At 73.7% G+C, this 22,340-nt stretch carries 13 protein-coding genes and 1 pseudogene; 4 read left to right on the forward strand and 10 right to left on the reverse strand.

Going from position 1 to position 22,340, the window contains the following annotated elements:
• Positions 1–27: 27 nt before the first annotated feature.
• Together ACIBK5_RS22630 and ACIBK5_RS22635 are read right to left on the reverse strand one after the other, a co-directional pair.
• Positions 28–636 (reverse strand): annotated as a pseudogene (locus ACIBK5_RS22630) (LuxR C-terminal-related transcriptional regulator); the annotation flags it as partial.
• Positions 612–2,774 (reverse strand): AAA family ATPase, encoded by a 2,163-nt coding sequence (locus ACIBK5_RS22635; protein WP_399021794.1) that lies wholly within the window; start codon positions 2,772–2,774, stop codon positions 612–614. The gene ACIBK5_RS22635 and the pseudogene ACIBK5_RS22630, both read right to left, overlap by 25 nt.
• 285 nt (positions 2,775–3,059) lie before the next feature.
• On the opposite strand from ACIBK5_RS22635, the gene ACIBK5_RS22640 reads away from it, so the two are divergent.
• Positions 3,060–3,248, forward strand: a complete 189-nt coding sequence (locus ACIBK5_RS22640; protein WP_020271300.1) for a response regulator transcription factor — start codon at positions 3,060–3,062, stop codon at positions 3,246–3,248.
• Positions 3,249–3,306: 58 nt separating this feature from the next.
• Here the strand turns inward: ACIBK5_RS22640 and ACIBK5_RS22645 are convergent, their stop codons facing one another.
• Entirely contained in the window at positions 3,307–4,443 is a 1,137-nt protein-coding gene (locus ACIBK5_RS22645) for a glycosyltransferase family 4 protein (RefSeq protein ID WP_399021797.1), read from the reverse strand.
• Between the two features lie 5 nt (positions 4,444–4,448).
• The gene (locus ACIBK5_RS22650; protein ID WP_399021799.1) at positions 4,449–6,572 is read right to left on the reverse strand and encodes an FkbM family methyltransferase; all 2,124 of its coding nucleotides are present in this window, start codon (positions 6,570–6,572) and stop codon (positions 4,449–4,451) included.
• A 360-nt stretch (positions 6,573–6,932) separates the two neighbouring features.
• Between ACIBK5_RS22650 and ACIBK5_RS22655 the strand changes: the two genes are divergently transcribed.
• Entirely contained in the window at positions 6,933–8,177 is a 1,245-nt protein-coding gene (locus ACIBK5_RS22655) for a sensor histidine kinase (RefSeq protein WP_399021801.1), read from the forward strand.
• A complete protein-coding gene (locus tag ACIBK5_RS22660) occupies positions 8,174–8,851 on the forward strand; it encodes a response regulator (protein WP_399021803.1) in 678 nt (225 codons plus the stop codon). Before ACIBK5_RS22655 ends, ACIBK5_RS22660 begins: the two co-directional genes overlap by 4 nt.
• A gap of 95 nt (positions 8,852–8,946) precedes the next feature.
• Here ACIBK5_RS22660 and ACIBK5_RS22665 read toward each other — a convergent pair whose 3' ends face one another.
• Positions 8,947–10,434 (reverse strand): cytochrome P450, encoded by a 1,488-nt coding sequence (locus ACIBK5_RS22665; RefSeq protein ID WP_399021805.1) that lies wholly within the window; start codon positions 10,432–10,434, stop codon positions 8,947–8,949.
• Entirely contained in the window at positions 10,431–11,390 is a 960-nt protein-coding gene (locus ACIBK5_RS22670; protein ID WP_399021807.1) for an SDR family NAD(P)-dependent oxidoreductase, read from the reverse strand. Before ACIBK5_RS22670 ends, ACIBK5_RS22665 begins: the two co-directional genes overlap by 4 nt.
• A gap of 39 nt (positions 11,391–11,429) precedes the next feature.
• Here ACIBK5_RS22670 and ACIBK5_RS22675 point away from each other — a divergent pair, with 39 nt between their 5' ends.
• The gene (locus ACIBK5_RS22675; protein ID WP_399021809.1) at positions 11,430–11,909 is read left to right on the forward strand and encodes a nuclear transport factor 2 family protein; all 480 of its coding nucleotides are present in this window, start codon (positions 11,430–11,432) and stop codon (positions 11,907–11,909) included.
• 60 nt (positions 11,910–11,969) lie between these two features.
• Here the strand turns inward: ACIBK5_RS22675 and ACIBK5_RS22680 are convergent, their stop codons facing one another.
• From ACIBK5_RS22680 to ACIBK5_RS22695, 4 genes are all read right to left on the reverse strand, one after another.
• Positions 11,970–12,389: an ester cyclase gene (locus tag ACIBK5_RS22680; protein ID WP_382491709.1), complete on the reverse strand. Its 420-nt coding sequence runs from the start codon at positions 12,387–12,389 to the stop codon at positions 11,970–11,972.
• A gap of 27 nt (positions 12,390–12,416) precedes the next feature.
• Positions 12,417–14,855 carry a KR domain-containing protein gene (locus ACIBK5_RS22685; RefSeq protein ID WP_399021811.1) on the reverse strand — a complete coding sequence of 813 codons (2,439 nt, stop codon included), beginning with the start codon at positions 14,853–14,855 and terminating at the stop codon, positions 12,417–12,419.
• 29 nt (positions 14,856–14,884) lie between these two features.
• A complete protein-coding gene (locus ACIBK5_RS22690) occupies positions 14,885–20,746 on the reverse strand; it encodes an SDR family oxidoreductase (RefSeq protein ID WP_399021813.1) in 5,862 nt (1,953 codons plus the stop codon).
• 62 nt (positions 20,747–20,808) lie between these two features.
• The gene (locus tag ACIBK5_RS22695; RefSeq protein ID WP_399021815.1) at positions 20,809–22,320 is read right to left on the reverse strand and encodes an acyltransferase domain-containing protein; all 1,512 of its coding nucleotides are present in this window, start codon (positions 22,318–22,320) and stop codon (positions 20,809–20,811) included.
• Between the last annotated feature and the right edge of the window lie 20 nt (positions 22,321–22,340).

Consider the following 22,340-nt stretch of genomic DNA (forward strand, 5'->3'; position numbering starts at 1 on the left):
GCGGGCCGGTGCCGGGGCCAGTTCACGGCGGGAGCGGACCCCGAGCTTGCGGTACACATGGCTCAGGTGCCACTCGACGGTCTTCACGGAGACGTACAGGCCCCGCGCGATCTCCCGGTTGGACAGCCCGGTGCTCGCCAGCTCGGCGACGCGCCGCTCGCTGGGTGTCAGCCGGTCGTTCCCGCCGCGCGCGGCCCGCGAGCCGAGGACCCGCAGCTCCGTGTCGGCCAGGTCCGCCAGGACACCCGCCCCGCGCTCCCGGGCGATCTCCCGCCCCCGGCACAGGGACCGCCGGGCCGCCGCGCGCTGCCCCGACCGGCGCTCGGCCGAGCCCAACTGCACGAGACCGGCCGCCAGTTCCAGCGGCTGCTCCGCCGACTGCAACAGTGTGACGGCCCGCTGGAGTTCCTCGACACCCCGGCTGCCGCCGCGCAGGGCCCCGTTCACCCGGTGGGCCAGCGCCAGCGGCACCGCCGCGCCGAACTCCTCGGCCGTCTCCGTCTCCAGCCGCAGCACGGGTGCCGCCTCGTCCTCGCGGCCCGCCACGATCAGCGCCAGGGCGACGTGGTGCCATCCGCCGGTCACCCGCAGGCCCAGCCGCCCTTCCGACGTCAGCCGGCGGGCGTGCCGCCACACCTCCAGGGCCTCGTCGAGACGCCCCGACTCGGCGCAGAGCCGGGCCCGGGCCTCCAGCGTCGGGCTGAAGAGCAGATGGCCGGGCAGCTTCCCCGGCGGCACACCGTCGCGCAGGACCCGCTCCGCGGCCTCCGACTCGCCCCGGTCCAGCAGGACATGGCCCAGCACGGCCGCCGCCACCGCCACGCCCATGCCGGGCGGCCAGCCCCGGGCCCGTAACGCCAGCACCGCACGGGCCTGGCGCTCCGCCTCGTCCAGCCGCCCCAGGCCGTACGACAGCATGGCGTGCAGCGCCACGGAGTCGGGCTGGTGTTCCGCGGCGCGGATGTCGGTGCTGTGGGCAGGGTGTCCAGGAGCAGCCCGCGCGCCTCGGAGAGCCGGCCGGTGGCGGCCAGCACACACACCACGAGGTGGACGGAGGGCAGCCCGGTCAGCCCGTCGACGGGGAACTGGGTGATCCGCAGCATGCTGCCGACCTGCCGCACGAGGGTCCTCGCGGTGGCCCCGTTGTCCCGGTCGACGACCAGGCGCAGCGCCCGCAGCAGGGTCGCGTCCGGCCCGGCCGCGCTGCGCGCGGGGTAGCGGGAGTGGACGATGGCACGTGCACCGGCCCGGGTCTCCACCTGCCCCAGGGACAGCAGCGCGGTGACGGCGTCGAGCCGGGTGCGCAGCCGCTCGTCCCCGCCGGGCAGCGCGGCCGCCAGCTCGCCGAGCAGGGACAGCGCGGCCGGATGCCGGTGCTCCCTGGCCAGGGCGTGCGCGTAGTGCAGACCGGTGGCCACCCGGGTCGCGGGGGAGGGCGCCTTCTCCAGGGCCTGGCGCAGATGCGCGAGCGCCTCGGGGCTGCCGGCGGCCAGCGCCGCGGCCCCGAGCTCGGCGAGCAGGTCGTACTCCCGGGTGGCGGGGGCCTGTTCGCGCAGGGCGCGCCGCAGCAGCAGGACCGACCGGTCCGCACGGCCCTCCGTCACGGCCTGCCGTGCCGCGCCGCGCAGGACGGACTCGGCCCACGGGTCGCCCGCGGGCGGGGTGTGCAGCAGATGCTCGCCGACCGCGGGCAGGGGCGCGTTGCGGGCCGCGAGGGCCCGGGCGGCGGCGCCGTGGGCGCGCTCCCGCACTGCCTGTGGGGTCAGGGCCAGCACGGCGGTCCGCAGCAGGGGCTGGGCGAGCCTGAGGTGCTCCTCGTCCCGCAGCAGCCCGGCGGCGACGGCCTCCGCGGCGGCCGCGTGGGCCGCGTCCGGCGGCAGGTCGGCGGCCCGGGCCGCCTCGTCGACGGTGGCTCCGGTGTCGCCGAACACCGCGAGTGCCTCGGCCAGTCGCGCCGCCTCCCGGCTCAGACCGGCCAGCCGCAGCCGGGTCCGCCGTACCACCCCGCGCGGCAGGGTCGTACGGAGCCGGCCGAGGTGGGCCGGGTCCGGTTCGAGGCCGTCGCCGACGGCCTCAGCGCACAGCTCGCGCAGCAACAGCGGGTTGCCGCCGGTCAGTTCGTGGCACTCCGCGGCGAACCGCTCCCGCGGCGGCTCGGGCCAGTGCCCGCGCACCACGGTCTCGGTCCCCTCCGGGGTCAGCGGCGCCAGCCACAGCGAGGCGGTGGGCGCCAGCCGGGCCAGCAGGTCCGCCGCCCGTGCGGCCGGGCCACCGGTGTGCGGTGCGCTCATGGCGACGGCCAGCAGCACGGGCCGGTCGTCCAGGCGGTTGGCCAGGTGGGTCAGGAACCGCAGGGACGGCTCGTCGGCCCACTGCAGGTCGTCCACCACCAGGGCGAGCGGTGACCGGGCGGCGAGCCGCAGCGTGAGCCGGTGGAGCTCTCGCACCAGGGCGTCCACCTCGGCCTCCGTCGGTCTCCCCGCCGGTTCGAGCAGGGCCCGCACCCGCTCGGCCGTTCGGCCCCCGGGCGGCTCCTCCTCCAGCAGCGCCTCGAAGAGCTGGAGGCAGACCCCGTAGGGCACTTGGCGTTCCTCGGTGCTGCCGCGCGCGGTGAGGACGAGCAGCCCGGCGCCGCGCGCGCTCTCCCGTACGACGCCGAGGACGGCGGTCCGGCCGGAGCCCGGGTCGCCTTCGACGAGCAGCGCCCGTCCGCGCCCCGCCGACACGTCCGCGAGGGCGTCCTCGATCCGTTCCGTTTCGCGTTCTCTCTCCACAAGGACGGTCCCACCACTTTGCACATGCTCCCCCGTTCCGAACAGAACAACTCTTGATCATTTCGTGTACGCGCGCCGACGAAAAGACCCTGGGATCGCCACAAAACGGTCCCCCGCAGCCCGGGTGCCCCGGGGATGCCTCCGGCGCGCAACGGCCGAACACACGTCAGGATCTTGTGCGGCCGCAAGTTCGCATTGCCTGTCACCCCCACGACATCGGAGAGGCAGAACACGTTGAGCACGCCAGCTACGCAGCACGGTGGAGCCGCCCGGCACAAAGACGCCATGCGGCTCAGCAGACGTCAGGCCGAGATCGTCGCCCTCATAGCCGAGGGCTACTCCGGAAAGGAGATCGCCCGCATCCTCCGGATGTCGCCCAAGACCGTGGAATCCCACATGCAGCGTCTCTTCGACCGCTACGGCGTCCGCTCCCGCGCGGCCATCGTCGCCAAGTGGCTGACGAACTGCGCGTAAGGACGACCGGCTTCGGCGGGGCGGGCCCTGCGCCCGGCCCGTCGGCCACGGCCCGGCCTCAGCCCACCCCCAGCAGGGACGTCAGCCGCTCATGGGCCCCGTCCCACCCCCATTGCTCCCGCACCCATGCGCGGCCCTTGCGGCCCATGTCCCCGGCCAGTTCCGGATCGCCCAGCAGCAGCGCGAGCCGGTCGGCGAGTGCCGGGACGTCGCGGCCGTCGGCCAGGAAGCCGGTCTCCCCGTCGCGGACCGTGTCCGGGGCCCCGCCCGAGTCGCCGACGACGACCGGCAGTCCGGCCGCCGCCGCCTCCAGGAACACGATCCCGAGGCCCTCCACCTCCATGCCCGCCCGGCGGGTCCGGCAGGGCATGGCGAACACCTGCGCGGCGGCGTAGAACCCGGGCATGTCCTCGTGCGGGTGGCCCCCCGCGAAGACCACCGCCCCGGCCAGCCCCTCCTCGGCGGCGAGCCGGCGCAGGGCCCGGGCGTGCGGGCCGTCCCCGACCAGCAGCAGGACCGCGTCGGGCACGGTGCGGCGCACCAGGCGCAACGCCCGTATGAGCGTGTCCTGCCCCTTGCGCGGGACGAGCCGCGCCGCACAGAGCACGACCGGCCGGTCGCCCAGGCCGTACCGTTCCCGCACCCGGGCCGCGGCGGCCCCGGAGCCCTGGAAGACCTCGGCGTCGACGCCCGGCGCCAGCCGCCGCATACGGGCCGCGGCCTCCGGGCCGACGGCGGCGGCGATCCGCGCCCGGGTGTACGAACCGAGATACGTGACGCTGTCCACCCCGGCACCGACGCGCCGCAGCAGCGCGCGGGCGCCGGGCGTGCGCGCCCACCACACCTCGTGCCCGTGCGTGGTGGCGACCAGCCGCTCCACCTCCGTACGGCGGCGCAGTTCGCCGGCCATCAGCCCGAGCGGGGCGGCGGCCCCGAACCAGACGCTGTCGCAGTCGAACCGGCGGACCAGCTCCGCCGCCCGGGCGGTGACCCGCCGGGTCGGCAGCAGCATGTGGGCGCGGTCGCGCACCACGGGGAACGGCAGCCGGGCGTCGTAGGCCCGGTCGCCCGGTGTGCCGGAGGTGTAGACGGCGACCCGGCCGGGCGGGAAGCGGACCGTCATCGCGTGGACGAAGGTCTCTATGCCGCCCTGGCGGGGCGGGAAGTCGTTGGTGACGACGAGCGTGCGCGGCATGTCGGTCAGTCCTCCAGCGGCTTCACGGTGAACAGGTAGTTGCGGTGCGCCCCGGTGACCCGGTCCACGCGACACCACCGGCCCTCCCGCCACCGGAACATCGAGTAGCCCGCGTCCAGCAGCTCCCCGACGAGCCGGCCGGCCCGCGCCCCGTACTTGGCCAGGTGCCGTTCCTCGATCTCCAGCAGCAGCGTGGGCCGGTCCCGCAGCAGCGTCCCGGCCGCCCCGGCCAGCACCAGAGGCTCCGCGCCCTCGACGTCCGCCTTGACGAAGTCGACGCGCGGCAGCCCGGCCGCCGCCACGACCTCGTCCACGGTGCCGACCCGCACGACGGGCCGCCGCTCGCCCGCGAACTCCTCGTTGGGCCCGAGTCCTCGCGCCCCGTCGGTGAGGAACGCCCGCCCGTGGACGGGCAGTCCGCGGCGGTACGGCAGGCTCATCACCGCCGCGTCCCGGGGCCGGTCGCCGAGGGCCAGCCGGTGCGCGTGGGCCCGGCCGCCGCACAGCAACCGCACTCCCGCGCCGAGGACGCGGTACGGCCCGGGCAGCGGCTCGAAGCCGTGCACACACCCCTTGGGTCCGGCCACGTACGACAGCGCGTACGTGTACACCCCGTACTCGGCCCCGATGTCGAGGCAGACGTCCCCGTCCCGCACCACGTGCCGCAGCCCGTCGATCTCGTCCTCCACGAAGGAGAAGCGGCGGCTGAGCGCGCACAGCGCGGAGTACGTCCAGCGCAGGGGGCGCCCGGTCTCCGGGGACGGGGTGGTCCGGGACGGGGTGGTTCGGGTGGGCATGAAGCGCCTGGGCACGAGCCGTGCGGGCATGAGCCGTGCGGGCATGAGTCGCGTGGGCATGAGTCGCGTGGGCATGGCAGCTCCTGGCCGGGCCGGGCGGCGGCCGGCCGGCACGAGCCGGAACCAGCCGAACAGCACCAGTGGGTAGACGACGTATCCGAAGCGGGTGGCGGGGATCAGGCACATGGCGATCCCGAGGCCCAGCGCGAGCCGGTCGGCGGCGGCGACGGTGGTGCGCGGCGGGCGCGTCACGAGGGACACGGCCATCGCGACCGCGCTCAGCGCCAGCGCCGCCACCGCGAGGGCGAAGCCCCCCGGCACGTACGTCGCCAGGAGATGGCCCGGCAGCGGGCTGGTGGCCGGGGACCCGGTGCCCCCCTCGCCGAGCGGGAAGAGCAGCACATGCTCGGCGAACGCCCCCGGGCCGGCGAGCACGGCCGGCAGCACGGCCAGCACGGCGAGCGCGACGGCCGCCGCACCGGCCCGTACGGCGGCCCGGCGGCCGGCGGTCACGGCGAGCAGCGCGAGCCCGACGGGCAGCAGCGGCCAGGCCGTCCACTTCAACGCCGCGGCGGCACCGAGCGCGAGCCCGGCGGCGACAGCACGGCCCCGGCCCGCGAGGGCGAGCGCGAGACACATCAGAGCGATGACCGGCAGATCGACCCCACCGACGGCGAGGGGCAGGGCGACGGCGGGGGTCGCGGCGAGCCAGAGCAGACTCCGGGAGGCGCCGCGCCGAGCCGGGCGGGAGACCGTGCGCGGCAAGGGGGATCCGGGCCCCGCCGGCCGGGAACCCCCGCTCACCAGGGCGGCGAGCCCCATCGCCCCGAGTGACACCAGGGCGAACCAGAGACGGGCGTCCGCGAGAGGGACGTCGCCGAGGGTGGCGTGGGGCAGGCCGAAGAGTGCCATGCCGGGCAAGTACGGGTTGTAGTCGCGCAGTTCAGCCGGGTCGGGTACGTACGGGGAGCCGGAGTCCAGCAGCAGCGAGCCGGAGCGCTCGACGACCGTGACCTCCATCTGCCGGGCCCCGTCGGCGACCAGGAACACCAACGGCACCAGCACCGACCCGACGGCGGCCACCGCCGCGCTCGCCCGGCCCCAGGGCCGCGCGGAGAAGTGGGCGACGAGCGCGGCGAGTCCGTATCCGGCGGCGGCGCAGGCGCCCCACACCTGGTGCGGGGCGATGGTCGTGCGCAGACAGAGCAGCAGCGCGAACACCGCGCAGCCGCTCCAGCAGAGGACCTCCCAGGGGCGGCGGGCGGAACGGCGCCCGGCCCTCGGGAGGGAGACGGGAAGGGCCACCGCACCCACGGGCGCAACCGCACCCACCGGCGGTACCGTCCGCACCGGCAAGGCGGTCCCCACCGGCGGTGCCGTCCGCACCGGCAAGGCGGTCCCCACCGGCGGTGCCGTCCGCACCGGCAAGGCGGTCCGCACCGGCGATGCCGTCCGCACGGATACCGCTGACGGCACCAGCGAGTCGAACAGCCCTCTCGAAGCGCCCCGCATCCCGCTCCCCCTGTCCCCTGCCGATCGGCGTCGGTCCACTGCCGGCCAGTCTTCGCAAGGGGCGGTCGAGAAGCGTCACACCGGATTCCGATCCTGGGCGTCAACCCGTGGTACTCGCCCGGCGCCCGGGTCAACCCGTACGGTGACGCGGGCCGGCAGGCCCTGGCCGACAATGTGGGGATGCGTCAGAAGCCGTCCCTGCGCCCCACCGCCTGGCCGCGCTCCCCCCGCTACCCGTACGTCACCGGCGTCCTGCTGATCCTCGTGGCCGCCGCCGAGGTGCTGCACGCGCGCATCACCTCGACGACGGTGCTGGCGACCCTGCCCTTCGTGGTGCTCCCGCTGCTGTGGCGGCAGCGCGAACCCCGGCTCGGACTCCTGGTGGTACCGGCGGCGCTGCTGAACTTCCTCTTCCGGCCCGAGCTGCTGATGGCGGTCGCGGTGGCCGGGGTCATGGGCCTCTACACGCTCGCGCGCCACCGCGTACTGCATCCGGCGCTGCTCAGCGCCGCGGCGATCACGGGCTCGCTCCTCGTCAACGCGGGCCATGTGGTGACGGGCGTGTACGACCTCGGCGGCCGGTCACCCGCCCTCGGCGCCGACGGCTCGCTGTCGTACTTCACGGAGTCGTTCGTCCTGGCCGTGGGCGTCGTGGCGACGGTCGGCATCGCGGACGCCTTCCGCAGCCGCGAGGAGTCCCGGCAGGCGCGCGACGCGGCTCAGCGGGAGCTGATCGCCATGGAGCGCAGACATGCCGCGGCCCAGGAACGAGCGGCCATAGCACGGGAGTTGCACGACATCGTGGCGCACTCGGTGTCGGTGATCGCGGTCCAGGCGGAGAGCGCCACGTACACCACGCCCGACCTGTCGCCGCCCGCGCGCGACGGCTTCCAGCAGATCGCCTCGTCCGCCCGCTCGGCCCTGACCGAACTGCGCCAGCTCCTCAGCGTGCTGCACGCGGACGACGCCGGGACCGGGGACCCGGCACCGGTACTGCCGCAGCCCACGCTCGACTCCCTGGATGCCCTGCTGGAGGCCCACCGGTCGGGCGGCGGAGAGGTCGCCCTGCGCACCGAGGGCACCCGGCCCGCCGTGCTCCCGCCCTCCCTCGAACTCACGGCCTACCGCATCGTCCAGGAGGCCCTGACGAACGCCCGCCGCCACGCGAGGGGCGCTGCGGTCGACATACTCCTCACCTACCAGGAGGACGAGCTCCGGCTCCGGATCGCCGACGACGGCCCGGGCCCGCAGATCCCTCAACTCGACTCGGGAGGCCACGGGTTGAGCGGCATGCGGGAGCGTGCGACGCTACTCGGCGGACGTCTGACCTGCGGGCCGGCCGGTCCCGGGGGCGGCTTCCTGGTCGAGGCCGGGCTCCCGGTGCGGGCGGGCGCGAAGAGCTTCGCGGAGGGTGTGTACGAGTGACGGCGGGGGAACCGATCCGCGCGATCGTGGCGGACGACCAGGCGGTGGTGAGAACCGGCTTCGTGAACCTGCTGTCCACCCAGGACGACATCGACGTCGTCGGCGAGGCCGAGGACGGCGAACAGGCCGTCGCACTCGCGCTGGCCCACCGGCCCGACGTGGCGCTGCTGGACATCAGGATGCCCAGGCTGGACGGCATCCAGGCGGCGCGCACGATCCTGAGGGAGACCGAGGGCGCCACGAAGGCGCTGATGCTCACCACCTTCGACCTCGACCAGTACGTCTTCGACGCCCTCGCGGCCGGAGCCAGCGGCTTCCTCCTCAAGGACGCCACCTTCCCCGAACTCCTGCACGCCGTACGCGTGGTGGCCGCTGGCGACGCCATGCTGGCCCCCGGCATCACCCGCCGTCTCATCTCCGAGTTCGCCCCCCGCCGCCCGGTCACCACCCCGGGGCCCCTCCTGGACCGCCTCACGGCCCGCGAGATCGAGGTCCTCCTCCTCATCGCTCAGGGCCACTCCAACGCGGACATCGCCGACCACCTCACCATCACCGACCACACGGTCAAGACCCACATCAACCGCCTCTTCACCAAACTGGAGGTCCGCGACCGGGCCCAGGCGGTGATCGTGGCGTACGAGGCGGGCCTGGTGACGCCGGGGGAAGGCGGCTGACGCCGGAGGAGGCCGGGTGAGGCGGCACGACACCATGGGGCCACGCGCGCGGCACCGGGCACTGAGGCGCCGGCCGCCCCGGGCGGGTTCGGCGGCTAGGGCCTGTCGTTGGCGCCCCCCGCGCCGTAGGGGCACGTCGAGCCCCCGGTGGGTGACGCGGGGGTGGCGTCGGACGTCACCGGGGTCACGGTGTGCGGCTTGTGCTCGCGTGAGCGCAGACGGACCGTCACGTCCCGCAGGGGCCGCAGGGAGATGACGGGAGAGCCGTAGTTCAGGGCGGCGCCGGGCACGAGGTTGAGCTTGAAGCGCTGGTTGATCATCGCCACGATGATCCGCAGTTCGAGCAGCGCCATGGCGTTGCCGACGCACTGCCGCGGGCCCGCCCCGAAGGGGAAGTACGCCATGCGCGGGCGCTCCCGCACGGCCTGCTGGGTGAAGCGGTAGGGGTCGAAGGCCACCGGGTTGTCCCAGTGGCGCGGGTTGTGGTGCGAGGCGAGCGGCGAGAGCAGGATCGACGAGCCGGCCTCGATGTCGTAGCCGTCGAGGGTGTCGGCTCCGACGGCGGCGCGCGGGAAGATCCAGATCGGCGGGTACATCCGCAGGCTCTCGTCCACCACCATCCGCGTGTACGTCAGCCCGGCCGCGCTGTCCGCGTCGGGGGTGGCGCCGCCCAGCTCGCGGCCGATCTCCTCGTCCAGCTCCTCCTGCACCTGCGGATGGTTGGCGATCGACAGCAGCGTCCAGCACAGGGAGACGGCCGTGGTCTCGTGGCCCGCCAGATAGATGGTGAGCAGTTCGTCCCGCAGCTGCCGGTCGGTCCACGGCTCCCCGGTCGCCGGGTCCTCGGCCTGCTCCATCAGGGCGATCAGCGGGCCCTCGCCGGTCCGCGCGTAGTTCTCCCGGACGTCCGCGACGACCTTGTCGAAGACCTGGTGGATGTTCGCGATCTTGCGGTTGCGCGCGGTCGGCAGCCAGGACGGCAGCATCTCGGACGGGGTGCCCCGCCGGAACATCACCTCCACCACGTCGTCGACGATCCGCTTCAGCGCGGGCGCGTCGGGCTTGATGTCGTAGGCGAACAGCGAGCGGCTGAGGGTGACCAGGGTGAGCCGCAGCATCTCGGCCATCAGGTCCACCGGCTCGTCGCGCGCGGCCCTCGCCTCCCACTCGTCGAGCATCTCGGTCGTCGCCTCGACGATGTTGGGGACGATGTCGGTGACCGCGTTCTTCAGGAACACCGGCTGCACCGCCCGGCGGTGCCCGCGCCAGAACTCGCCGTCCGTGGTCAGCAGGCCCTTGCCCATGACCACGCCGAACTGCTCGTACAGCGGCCCGCGCACATAGTTGGCGTTGTTCTCCACCAGCACCCTGCGGACCGCGTCGGGGCTGGTGGCCTGGTGGACCGTCATCGGCCCGAGCCGCATCCGGACCAGCTCGCCGTGGTCGCGCTGGAGGCCGAGCAGGAACTCGGCGGTGTTGCGGCGCCACGGGCCGAGGCTGCCGAGGACGGGAGCGCCCTTCGGGCCGGGGGCGGTGCGGGGGGCCGTGGGAGCAGGGGTGGCGGTGAGGGTGTTCGTGTTCATCGAAAGTCCTTACCTGCGGGAGCGGTTCGGGTCAGGGGCGCCGTCCGCCGGGGGCGGCCGCGCGGCACCGGGAACGCGCGCCGTACGAAGAGGTGGTCGAAGACCACGTCCGGGGCCAGGCGGCGCAGCGCGATGGTGCTCCGGGCGAGGAAGCCGACGGTGTAGCGGGCACGGGGGCGCCGGGTGCGGGCCGCGCGGGTCACGACGCGGGCGACGTCGTCGGCCTGGACGGCGAAGGTGCCCGCCAGGGTGCGGCGGCTGCCGGTGTAGATGGCCTCGAAGTACTCGGCGGTGCGCTGCCGGAACTCGTCGTACACCGCGCTGACGGAGGGGAGGTTGTCCACGTACGTCGCGCCGAAGTTGGTGGTGCGCACCGGCCCCGGCTCGATGACGACCACCTTGACGCCAAAGCCGGCCGTCTCCAGCCGCAGCGCGTCGCTCAGCGCCTCGACGGCGTGCTTGGACGCCTGGTAGAAGCCGCCGCCGGGGACCGCGTAGCGGCCGAAGATCGAGGAGATGTTGACGACGGTGCCCCGCCCGGCGGCCCGCATCCCGGGCAGGACCAGCTGGCTGAGACGGGCCAGCCCGAACACGTTCGTCTCGAACTGCCGCCGCATCTCGGCCAGTCCGATCTCCTCCACGACTCCGGAGGCGGCGAACCCCGCGCTGTTCACCAGCGTGCCCACCGACCCGTGCTCGGCCTCGACGGCGTCGACGGCCGCGCGCATGCTGTCCTCGTCGGTGACGTCGAGCCGCAGGGTGCGGATGCCCTCGTCGGCCAGTCGGGAGAGGGTCTCGGGCCTGCGTGCGGTGGCGTACACGGTCATTCCCGCGCGGTGCATCCTGAGCGCGCAGGCACGGCCGATTCCGGATGAGCAGCCCGTGATCAGTACCGGGCCCGGTTCGGTTGGCAAGATCTCGGTGGGCAAGGTCTCGGTGGGCAAGGTCTCCCTCATCTTCCGTTTCGGGCGGGGCATTTCGGAAAGGAGGCGGATATGTATCACCGGATCGTGGCAGCGAAGCTGCGCAAGGCGTTTTCCGACATCAACTCCGGCAATTGGCAGTCCATGGTGGACACGCTCGCACCGGAATTCACTTATGTTTTCTACGGGGAGCACGCGCTCTCCGGTGAGCGGCATACCGTCGAATCCATGAGCCTGTGGTGGCAGCGGGTCTTCCGCCTCATTCCCGACGCGGAGTTCGAGCCACTGGAGATCATCATTTCCGGCGGCCCCTGGCTGACGAAGGTCGCCACCCGCGTCCGGATCGGCGGCCCGCTGCCGGACGGCTCCCGCTACGACAACGTGATGACGCAGTTCATGTATCTCAAGTGGGGGCGCATCACCGAGATCCACACCTTGGAGGACACCGTCGTCCTGCAGCGGGCCCTGGACCGCATCGCCGCCTCCGGCAACGCCGAGGCCCATGCCGAGCCCATCACGGACGCGTCCGCGCGGGCGGCCCGTACCGCGTGACGACGGCCCCGGCCGGCCCCCGGCGCCCCCCGCCCGGGGCGCCGGGGGCCGCCGCCGTGGTCAGCCGAAGGCGCCCAGCTGCTTCGCGAGGTCGAACGCGTCGAGCGAGAACCAGCTCTCCACGATCACCCCGTCCCGGAACGCGTCGATGACGATTCCCGGAACGGCGAATTCACGACCCTGCGCCGGAATCCCCTCGTACGGCTCCCCGGTATGGGTTCCCCGCGCGGTGAACCGGCTGACGACCTTGTCGCCCTCCAGGATCCAGTCGTCCACCGTGACATGCAGATCGGGGAAGGAAGCGCGCTGGATCCGCACCCATTCCTTCAGGTGCTCCACGCCCTCCTCGCTGTTCGGGGCGGTGCCGTGACTGATGTGGTCGGGGGCCGCGCCCTCGTAGATGACGTCGAGGTTCCCCTTGTTGAGGCACTCCTCGTAGTAGCGCTCCAGAACGGCCTTGTTCTTCAGGGTGTCGGACATTTTCTCGCGCTCCTTTTCTGCGGGAATTCAGCCGGCCGGGACCGGGCCCTCGAATCCGGTCAGCGTCATGACACGGGCACCGGTCGAGGCGTTCTTCACTTTCCAGGTGCCGAGGACGGGGTCCCCCTCGATGAGGGAGTCGCCGTCCTCGGGGTCGTGCGGGGTGACGCGGCCGACGGTCAGCGGGTCCACCGCGACCGAGAGCCCCGGCCCCTGCCGCGCGCACAGCCGCACCACGTTCTCCAGCGCGGACACCGCGAGGGCGGTGCGCGGGGCGGCGGGTGTCGCCCACAGGTCGCCGGGCGCGCAGGGGCGTACCCGGCCCTCCCAGCGGCCCCGCTCGCCCCTGGTCCAGCGCGCGCTGGGCACCACCGAGGACCGCCAGCGCAACCGCGCGGGCCCCGAACGCCAGGTCGTCATCGGGGTGATGCCGCTGCGCGGCGGGGCGGGCGAGCGGGTCTCCCCGGGCCCGGGCGTGTAACGGAGGCGGACCCTCGCCTCGGCGCCCGGGGCTTCCGGTTCGCCCGGCCGCCGGAAGCGGACCTCCACGGTCCAGGAACGCCCTTCGTAGACGCCCCGGACCTCACGCTCCAGGACCGCCGCCGGGCCGTGGAGCTTCAGCAGGTCGAGAGGGACGACGATGTCCTCCAGACACTCGGCCTCCAGCTCCGGGAAGTCCGGGGGCACGATCCACTCCGCGCCCCGCAGCGCGTTCTCCAGGAGCAGGCTCACCGGGACCGCCTCCGCGCCGTCCACCAGGAAGTCCGTCAGGACCGGTGTGGTGTCCCGGTCGAACCGGACCCGCGACACCAGGCGGGTGTGCGGCTCGTAGGAGGTCACCTCCCCGAGGTGGTGGATCTTCGGATAGACCTCGGAGTGTCCCGGCAGATCGGGCACGACCGGATAGCCGGTGGCCTGCCCGGGGTCGATCGCGTCGCCGAGCGGCCCGACGAAGGTGATCTCACCGGTGGAGCCGGCCAGCAGCTCGTCCTGCCACTTGGCGAGTCCGTCGGCCACGCCGAGCGGGGCCATGTAGCGGCGGGTCGCCGCGAAGTTGGCGATGAGGCCGATGCGGTCCCAGGTCGGCCAGGCGAGCGTCATCACCGGGAAGTCCGCGCGGCGCTCCGCCCACCGGCCGAGCCGGGCCAGGCCCTCGTTCGCCGCGGCGTACTCCAGCTGGCCGACCATGCCGCCGAGGCGCCCGGTGAGCGAGCCCACGTTGCAGAAGAACTTGAGCCTGCTGCCCTCGAGTTCGCCGAAGAGATGGAGGAAGCTGCCGATCTTCGTCCCCACCGTCCGCAGGATGTCGTCGTCGGACTTCTTGGGCAGCCGGGCCGCGTGGTCCACGCCCGCGTTGTGCACGACGCCGGTGAGGGCGTCGCCCTCCCGCCGCACCAGGTCCCGCACCTGCTCCGGGTCGGTGAAGTCGCAGCGCACGTACTCGATGCGCAGTCCGCGCTTCTGTGCGGCGGTGACGTTGCGGGCGAGTTCCCACAGGCGGCGGGTGCGGGCGATGTCGCGGCGGATCTCGGGGAGCGGGCGGCCCCGGCCGCTGCCCGACCACAGCCGCTTCTCGTACTCCTTCAGCTCCGCCTCGTCCACGCCGAACCAGGGTTCGCCCTCGGAGGGGAACGGCTCCCGGCCGGTCACCAGGACCCGCGTGCCGTGCCGTTCGGCGAGCGTACGGGCCAGTTCCCAGCCGATGCCCCGACCGCCGCCCGAGATCAGGACGCAGTCGCCCTCGCCCAGGTCCAGCGCGGGCGGGCCGACGGGCCGGGCGGCGGGCGACAGGGTCAGCCGCCGCCCCTCGCGGTGGCCGACCTCGATCTCCCCCGGCCGGCCCAGCTCGCTCGCGACGATGTCGGGCAGATCGTCGACGGAGGACGGCCCGACGTCGACGACCCGGGCGTTGCAGTTGGGGAACTCCCGGTGCAGCGTCTTGGCCAGACCCGCCCAGATACCGCCCAGCGGCTGCGCCAGGTCGTCGTCGGGGTGGTGACCCATACCGCCCCCGAGACAGGTGACGGCCAGATAGAACAGCCGCCGGGCGGAGGTCTCGCCCGACCAGTCGTCGTACTGCCCCCGCAACGCGGCGACGGTCCGCAACAGGGGCTCACGCCAGACACGGTCCAGATCGGCCACACCGTGCCTGTGCGAGACGCCGGTCACCGTGAGATCGACGATCGCGTCCACGGGCCCGTCACCGCCGGAGTCCGGTGCGGATGCGCCGGGGGCCGGTGTGCGGGTGGTGGGGGTGTGGCGGTGTACGTGGGCGCCGTGTGCGGTCAGTTCGTGTGCGACCCGGTCGGCGGTCGTGTCGTCGCAGGCGAGCAGGAGGACCCGCATGCCGGACAGGCCGGGTGCCACCCCGGTGAGGGGTGGCAGGGCGGCCGGGCGCCACACCATCCGGGTTGTCGGCTGCACCGACGGGTCCTCGGGCTCCGCCCCGGGCGGTGACGTCTGCATGGGTGCGTGTTCCTTCCTGGTCGGGCCGGTCATGCCGGGTCGGCGTCGACGTAGCCGATCAGGGCCGCGCGCAGGTCCTTCATCTGCAGGACCATCCGGCCGTCCGGCCGGGCCGCGACGAACCGGTTCTCGACCCGTTCGGCGGCCAGGCCGAACCCGGGAGGTGTGGCGTACAGGCCGATGGGGTCGGGGCCGGTGGACAGGGTGTGGTCGTTCGCCTCCTCGTAGAGGTCGATACGGCGGATCGACAGGGGCGCGGCGACCGGCATCCGCCGGTCGTCCAGCAGGTCCAGCACCCCGACCCGGGCCAGTCCGTCCAGCAGGACGCACGGCACGGAGAACCCCTGCCAGTGCGGTTCGTCCGAGGGGAGGGAGAGGTCGTAGCGGGCCCTCTTGCCCCGGGGGTGGACGGCCGTGCCGCTCGTCGAGACGAACGGTCCGCTCAGCCGGACCGGGGAGACCGGCTGGTGGTACGGGTCGGGGACGGGAGTGTCGTCCGCGTGGTCCCAGGCGTCCCAGCGCGGGGCGTGCGGATACGCGTCCGCCAGGAGCACACGGGCCGTGAAGTGCGGCCTGTCCTTGACGAGTACGACGCCACTGGGCGCCACCACGTCCTCCAGGACCCGGACCTGGACGACCGTGGTCTCGCCCCCCTCGCGCCCCTCGTCCTCGACGACCTCGGCCGTGATGCGCTTCGGTGCCGTGGGGACGTCGCGGTAGACCCGCAGGAAGTGCTCGAACGTCACGTCCTCGAAGGCCACCACCCGCCGGCCCGGCACGAGGCGACGGGCCGCCTCGGCCGCCAGCTCGGTCACGAACGTGCCGGGCAGCGTGGGTTCGCCGCGCACGGTGTGGTGTTCCAGATAGCCGTCCGTGCGCAGGTCGAAGAGGCACTCGAACTCCGCCGACCGGCCGTCCGAGGACACCTCGCGCCGCAGGAAGAACCCCCCGGGCTCCCCGGGCCGCTCCGCCGGCGCCTGCGCGAGATAGCCGGGGTAGAACTTCTCCACCGTGGCCTTTTCCGCTTCGCCGAGGTGCACGACCGAGGGGCGCCGGACGGGCGCGTGCAGTTCCTGCACGAAGTGGTGGACGCCCTCGGGCACCGGCATGCTGCTGTAGGAGCCGGCCCGTTCGTAGTACGCCTTCGTCAACTCCCCGGCGCCCATGCCGACGCCCGCCCACAGCGTCCAGCCGATGGTGACCTCCGGGTGGTCCGAGGTGGCCGTCGCATGACCGGCCGCCGTGCCCAGGAAGTCGTTGGCGGCGGCGTAGTCCGCCTCGCCGAGCTGCCCGAACCAGCCCAGCAGCGAACCGAAGTTGCACCACAGCCGCGGCGGGGCGTCGCGGAGCGCGTACTTCAGGTTCCGGTACGACGCCACCTTCAGATCCCGGATGGCGGTGAACTCCGCGAAGTCCTTGTCCTTGATGAGCGCCGAACGCTGGAGCCCGGCGGCGTTAACGAGCAGGTCGACCCGTCCCTCCGTCCGGAGGATCTCGCCGAGGGCCTTCTCGACCTCGGCTCCGTCGCGCATGTCGCAGGCGCGGTAGGTGACGCGCTCGGTGCCGCTGTGCTCCGCCATCTCGCGCAGATTCGCGCGGGACTCGCGGGCGTTGAGCATCCGGTCGAAGTCCTTGGTGATGCTCGCGACGCTACGGCCGCCGCCCTTGCCGAGTTCGGCGGTGATGTACTTCGCCCGGCCGGCGGCGAACTCCTCGTCGGTGCCCTCGAAGACGGACGCCGGGTAGGCGTCGAGGTCGTTGCTGCCGAGGACGTGGATGCGCGGGCCGAACTCCCTGGCGAGGGACTTGGCCACCTCCGCGGTGATGCCCCGGGTCCCCCCGGCCACCACGATCACGGAGTCCCGGTCCAGCGCGGCCTGCGTCGCCTCCTCCAGCTCGACCGGTTCCTCGCGCAGCCGAGGGGTGAGGCGTGCTCCGCCGCTCTCCACGACCACGGGGAAGTCCCGCTCGGCCCGGCTCTCCTCCTCGACGCCGTGGACCGCCGCCGTCACGTCCGTCCCGGAGGTGAGGAACGCGAGGCTGCCGCCCTCGGCCAGCTCCAGGCCCGCGCTCTTCAGCAGGCCGGTGAACAGGCCCGAGCAGGGGTGCGGGGTGCCGTCCCGTACGGCGCCGAGCAGCAGCATCGTCAGATCGGCACCGGGCCGGGCCAGATCGTCGTAGGTCTGCTGGACGGCCAGGTACACGGCGTCGTGCAGGGCCGTCAGGGGCGGTGCGGTGTCCGAGGCGAGGGCGTCCGCGTCCGGCGGTACGGCGCGGGCGAGGTCGCTCAGCACCCGCAGGTGCGTGACCGGCCCGGGCGCGCTTCCCGAGAGTGCCTCGCGGACCGTTTCCGGAGTGACCCGGGGCAGATGGTGCCAGCCGGGGCGGCCCCGGTCGTCGAGCGGCGTGGTGGACAGCACCGTGAGCCGGGTCTCCGGACCGGCGGCCCGGGCCACCAGATCGGGGGCGTCGGTGACGACCACGGCCCCGTCCGGCAGGAACGGCACCTTCTCCCGCACCGGCTTCGCGAGCGTCTCCTCCAGCGCCGGCACGAAGCGGCGGACGCACAGCGGGTCGCCGGCCTCGGTGTGGGTGGTGGAGCGGAAGGGCGCGCGCAGCAGGGCGGACGGGGTGCCGGGGGTGACGTCCGTCGGGCCGGGGATCGTCAGGTGGACGCTCGCTCCCGGCCTGCCGGCGTCGCTGCCGGACACGGTCGCCCGGCCCGCCGGTCCGTGCAGGGCACGCAGGACGGCCAGGCCGCCGGCCGCGCCCAGGTAGCGGGCGTTCTCCGGGGCGTCGGGGCCGCACAGGACGGGTTCACACGCGGGCGTCTCCCGCTCGGTCTCGTCGACGGTCTCGTCGACGTAGGCGAGCACGGTCAGGCCCGCGCTCCGGGCCCGCTCCTCGGTCGTCAGGGCGAACAGGAAGGCACCCTCGGCGAGTTCCGCCCGGTCGTCCGGGAGCAGGTCGCCGATGAGGGAGCGGTACTCGGGGAGGCTGTTGCCGTTGATGCCGCCGGCCAGGGCGAAGTCCAGTTCCCCGGTGCGCAGATAGCGGCTCGCCAGGGTGAGGGACGACAGGGCGGAGGCGAAGCCCGAGTCCACGGTCATGTTCGCGCCGTTGAGGTCGAAGTAGTTCGCGACCCGGGCGGAGATGATGTTGGGCATCTGGCCGGGGAAGGAGTCCTCGTTGGACTCCGGGATCATCGACCGCACCTGCTCGCGCAGCCGGTCCAGCACGCGCGGGACCTCGGCGGACCCGGCCGGGGGCGAGGCGGCGAGGGCCTCTCCGACGTCGTCCAGGTAGCAGCGGTTGGCGTAGTGCATCGCGGCCCTCGTCGGCCCCATGTGCCCGACGAACACCCCGGTCTTCGCGGCCTGTCCGCTCCAGAAGTCCGGCATCCGGTCGCGCAGTTCGTGCGCGCACTCCAGGATCATCAGCTGGCACCGGTCCAGCGCGCGGATCGTCTTCGGGGGCAGCCGGACGCGGTTGAACGGCGGTACCGGATAGTCCGCCCCGAAGCTGTCGAGCGGCCCGTCGCCGCCCTCCAGCCAGCGCGTCACGTCCTCCCGTCCCTCCAGTCCGGGCAGATGCGCCGACCAGCCCACGAGGGCCACCCGGCTGTCGGCCGCCGGTGCCTTGGTCGTGGGGGGCCGCACCTGTTCCGGTTCGGCGGCGCGGTCCTCGGAGACGATGAGATGGGCGTTCGTACCGCCGAAGCCGAACCCGGACACCGCCGCCAGCCGGGGCCGCTCCCCGTCGGCCGTCCAGGGCCTCGGCCGCGAGGTGACCTCCAGGCCGGTGTCGTCCAGCCGGAAGTCGGCCCGGGGCGTGTCGAGGCGGTACTGCCCCGGAATGGTGTCGTGCTCCAGGCCCTTCAGGTTCTCGATGAGCGAGACGACGCCCGCGGCCCAGCCGGTGTGGCCGAGCAGCGACTTGTTGGAGGTGACGGCCGTCGGCGTGGAGGTGCCGAAGTGCTCCCGCAGCGTGGTGAACTCCTCCAGGTCACCGGCGGGCGTACCGGTCGCGTGCGCGTTGATCCACCGCACGTCGGCGCTGTCGACCTCGCCGCCCTCCAGGGCCCGCTGCACGGCGAGGCCCTGCCCGGCGGCGTTCGGGGCGTAGATCGCCTTGCCCTTTCCGTCGGAGGAGGAGCCGAAGGCCCGCAGCACCCCGAGCACCCGGTCGCCGTCCTTGCGGGCCCTGCTCAGTCGCTTGAGGACGACCAGGGCCGCACCGTCCGCGAAGATCACGCCGTCGGCGCTCTCGTCGAGGGCGTGGACGGTGCCCCGCTTCGACAGGCCCTGGAGCTTGGAGAACAGCACCGTGCCGCGCGGCGCCAGCGCGAACGCCCCGCCGCACACGGCGATGTCCTGCTTGCCCATGAGCAGGCCCTTGGCCGCGATGTCGACGGCGTACAGGGACGAGGAGCACGCCGTGTCGACCATGTGGAGCTCGGTGGACGCCGGCAGGACACCGTCCATGGCCACCTCGCCGACCCGGTGGGGCAGGAAGCGGGATGGGGAGCCGGCGCCGCGCCGGTACCGCTCGGCGAGGGTCCGGTCGATGCCGTCGCGCAGCCTGTCCCGCTCCTCGTCGGGCAGGCCGAGGTCGTCGACGATGCCGTGCGTCAGGCGGGTCGCGCTCTGCAGGACGCCGGCCTCTTCCAGGTGCTGGCTGCCGTCCGGGGTGTAGCCGATCACGAAGGAGCACCGGTCGTCGTCCCGGCGGCTGACGCCGTCGAGCGCCTGCACCAGGCTGTGGCGCAGCCACTGGGTGGTCAGTTCCTGCTCACCGGGGCCGCCGGGCATGCCCGCGAGGGCGCCGTCGGCGGCCTCGAAGTCCGTGATGAACACGCACTGTTCGGCGTACGCCTTGTCCTCGGCGGACAGGTCCGCCGAGTGGAAGCTGTCGTGCCGCCAGCGGTCCCGGGGGACCTTGACGAACAGCTCGTCCCCGGTCGTACGCAGCTTCCAGAACTCGTCGGGGCTGTTGGCACCGGCGACGGCCATGCCCATGCCGACGACGGCGATGGCGTCGTCCCCGGACTCGGCGGATTCCTCCGGCTGTACGGATTCCACGGGCTCCGCCATGGGCTGCTCCGCGGGTGGCCGCGGCGGCGAGAGCAGCGCCGCGCCCAGTGTGAGGCCGCCGTCCGCCAGGACGACCTGCCCCGTGATCCAGCGGGCGTCGTCGGAGGCCAGGAAGGAGACGAGCGCGGCGAACTCCTCGGGGCTGCCGAGCCGCCCCCAGGGCGTGGCCCGTTCGATGACGTCCTGCATCGGTCCGGCGTCGGGGAACTTGTCCGCCACCTCGCTGCTCAGCATGGCGGCGGAGGCGATGTTGACGCGGATGCCCAACGGCGCCAGCTCCACCGCGAGATACCGGGAGGCGGCCTCCGCGGCGGCCTTCGCCGGGGCGCACGCCGAGTAGTTGGCCATCACCATCTGGGAGCCGCCGAGCGCGGAGACGGTGACGATGGAGCCGCCGCCGCCACGCGCCATGAGGGGCGCGGCGGCCCGGGCACAGCGCAGCCCGCCCTTGTAGTTGGTCTCGATCGCCTTGTCCAGGTGCGTCTCGGTGACCTCGTCCGGCGGCAGCAGGGCGCCGTTCGCCGCGTTGTTGACGAGGATGTCGAGCCGTCCGTGCAGCTCGTCGATCTCCTGGAACATCCGGTCGACCTGTTCCTGCCGGGCCACCGAGGCCCGTACGAGGTCGACGCGGGCGCCTTCGGCGACGAGCTCGTCGCGGGTCTGCTTGGCCTGGTCGTGCGAGTGGAAGTAGTTGAGGACGATGTCGGCGCCGCGCGCGGCGAGATCCCGCGCGATGGCCTTTCCGATCCCCCTCGACCCGCCGGTTACCAGCGCCACCTTGCCGGTGAGGTCGCTCATGAAATACGTGTCCTTCTTCCAGAGGTGCGTCAGGCGGTGACCGGGACCGTCGCCGGTCCGGTTCAGCCGACCGGCTGGGGCTCGGCGCGCCGGTCCAGCTCCGCGATCACGAAGTCGGCGATGGTGTCGAGCGTGTTGTAGGGGTCCAGGCGGAAGTCCGCCTCGCGCGGCGGCAGCCCGTAGCGCTGCGACACCCGCGACAGCAGCTCCACCTGCTTGACGGAGTCGACGCCGAGTTCCGCCTCCAGCTGCACCCCGGCCTCGAAGACCTCCTCCGGGTACTCCAGCGCCTGCGCGTACAGGGTCCGCAGCTCGGCGAACACCTCGTCCCGGTCGAGAGCGGCGTTCGCGGGCGCGGAGGCCGCCGGGGCCGGGGCCCGCTCAGGCTCGGGCTCGGGCTTCCCGGCCTGCTCCGGCTCCCGCTGCGGCTCCGGCTTCTCCTGCCCGTCCCCGAAGGCCCGCAGATCCGTCCGGATCCGCTCCCTGACCTCGTGCCCGTGCGCCTTCCAGTACGCGTCGAAGAGCTCGGACGGCACGGACGGGGCGAGCAGTTCGGCGAGGCCCGAGCCCTCCGGGCCCGGGTCGGCCAGGCCCGCCGCGCGCAGTTCGCGGAGCGTGGTGTCCAGGGCGAGCCGATCGCCGTCGTCGAGGGCGAGGGTCGCCAGGGAGCGGACGTCCGAGCCGCGCGTCAGCCGGGTCACCAGCTTGGCCAGCGCGGGGCGTCCGCCCGCCTCGACGAACGTGGTGACACCGTCGCCGTGCAGCCGGCGCACCGCCGCCGCGAACCGCACGGGCTGGACGAAGTGGTCCGCGAGCCGGCCCGCGAGCGGTTCGCCGGGCTCGTAGTGGCGCTGGAGGATCGGCGAGTACACGCGCCCGCGCAGCGGGTGCTGCTCCAGCGTGCGGACATACGCCTCGAACTCGGGCGCGGCGGGGGCGAGGGCCGGGGTGTGGAAGGGGAAGGGCGCGTCGATCTCGATGGCGCCGATGCCGAGCTGCGCGGCGATGGCCGTCACCTGGTCCAGGACGGCGTCGGGTCCGCTGACCACGGTCTGCTCGTCGTGGTTCTCGGTGGCGACCGCCAGCAGGGGCTCGTCCAGCAGTCCCAGCAGCATCCGCACCCGGTCCGCCCCGGCGGACAGGGCCACCATGCGGCCGTCGATCCCGTCGTGGCGTTCGATGACCGCGACGCGCTGCGCGACGATCCGCACCCCGTCCTCCACCGAGAAGGCACCTGCCGCGACGAGGGCGGTGATCTCGCCGAGGCTGTGTCCGGCGAGCACGTCCGGGCGGACGCCGTGGTCGGTGAGGATCTCGTGGGCGGCGAGGCCGGCGCCGTAGATGGCGACCTGGGACATCCAGGAGTCGCGGGCGAGCAGGTCGCGCAGACCGGCCTCGCCCGGGGCGAGGACGAGGTCGCTGATACGGCGGGAGAACAGCTTCTCGGTCTCGGCGTCGAGGCGTTCGAAGACCCGCCGGACCTGGGGGTGGGTGGCGTCGGCCCGGCGCAGCGCGGCGCCGTCGAAGCCGCCCTGGCCGGGCAGGAGGAAGGCGGTGGAGGTGTTTTCGGGCATGGCGAACTTTCCTTTCTCGC

The organism is Streptomyces sp. NPDC050546 (assembly GCF_044457425.1).
In the GTDB taxonomy this organism is placed as follows: domain Bacteria; phylum Actinomycetota; class Actinomycetes; order Streptomycetales; family Streptomycetaceae; genus Streptomyces.

Bases quoted from the DNA above. Each gene is read 5' to 3' on its own strand.
- ACIBK5_RS22685 (WP_399021811.1), bottom strand. From the start codon at position 14,855: ATGCAGACGTCACCGCCCGGGGCGGAGCCCGAGGACCCGTCGGTGCAG.
- ACIBK5_RS22640 (WP_020271300.1), top strand. From the start codon at position 3,060: ATGCGGCTCAGCAGACGTCAGGCCGAGATCGTCGCCCTCATAGCCGAG.
- ACIBK5_RS22655 (WP_399021801.1), top strand. From the start codon at position 6,933: ATGCGTCAGAAGCCGTCCCTGCGCCCCACCGCCTGGCCGCGCTCCCCC.
- ACIBK5_RS22665 (WP_399021805.1), bottom strand. From the start codon at position 10,434: ATGAACACGAACACCCTCACCGCCACCCCTGCTCCCACGGCCCCCCGC.
- ACIBK5_RS22690 (WP_399021813.1), bottom strand. From the start codon at position 20,746: ATGAGCGACCTCACCGGCAAGGTGGCGCTGGTAACCGGCGGGTCGAGG.
- ACIBK5_RS22695 (WP_399021815.1), bottom strand. From the start codon at position 22,320: ATGCCCGAAAACACCTCCACCGCCTTCCTCCTGCCCGGCCAGGGCGGC.
- ACIBK5_RS22675 (WP_399021809.1), top strand. From the start codon at position 11,430: ATGTATCACCGGATCGTGGCAGCGAAGCTGCGCAAGGCGTTTTCCGAC.
- ACIBK5_RS22670 (WP_399021807.1), bottom strand. From the start codon at position 11,390: ATGAGGGAGACCTTGCCCACCGAGACCTTGCCCACCGAGATCTTGCCA.
- ACIBK5_RS22645 (WP_399021797.1), bottom strand. From the start codon at position 4,443: ATGCCGCGCACGCTCGTCGTCACCAACGACTTCCCGCCCCGCCAGGGC.
- ACIBK5_RS22680 (WP_382491709.1), bottom strand. From the start codon at position 12,389: ATGTCCGACACCCTGAAGAACAAGGCCGTTCTGGAGCGCTACTACGAG.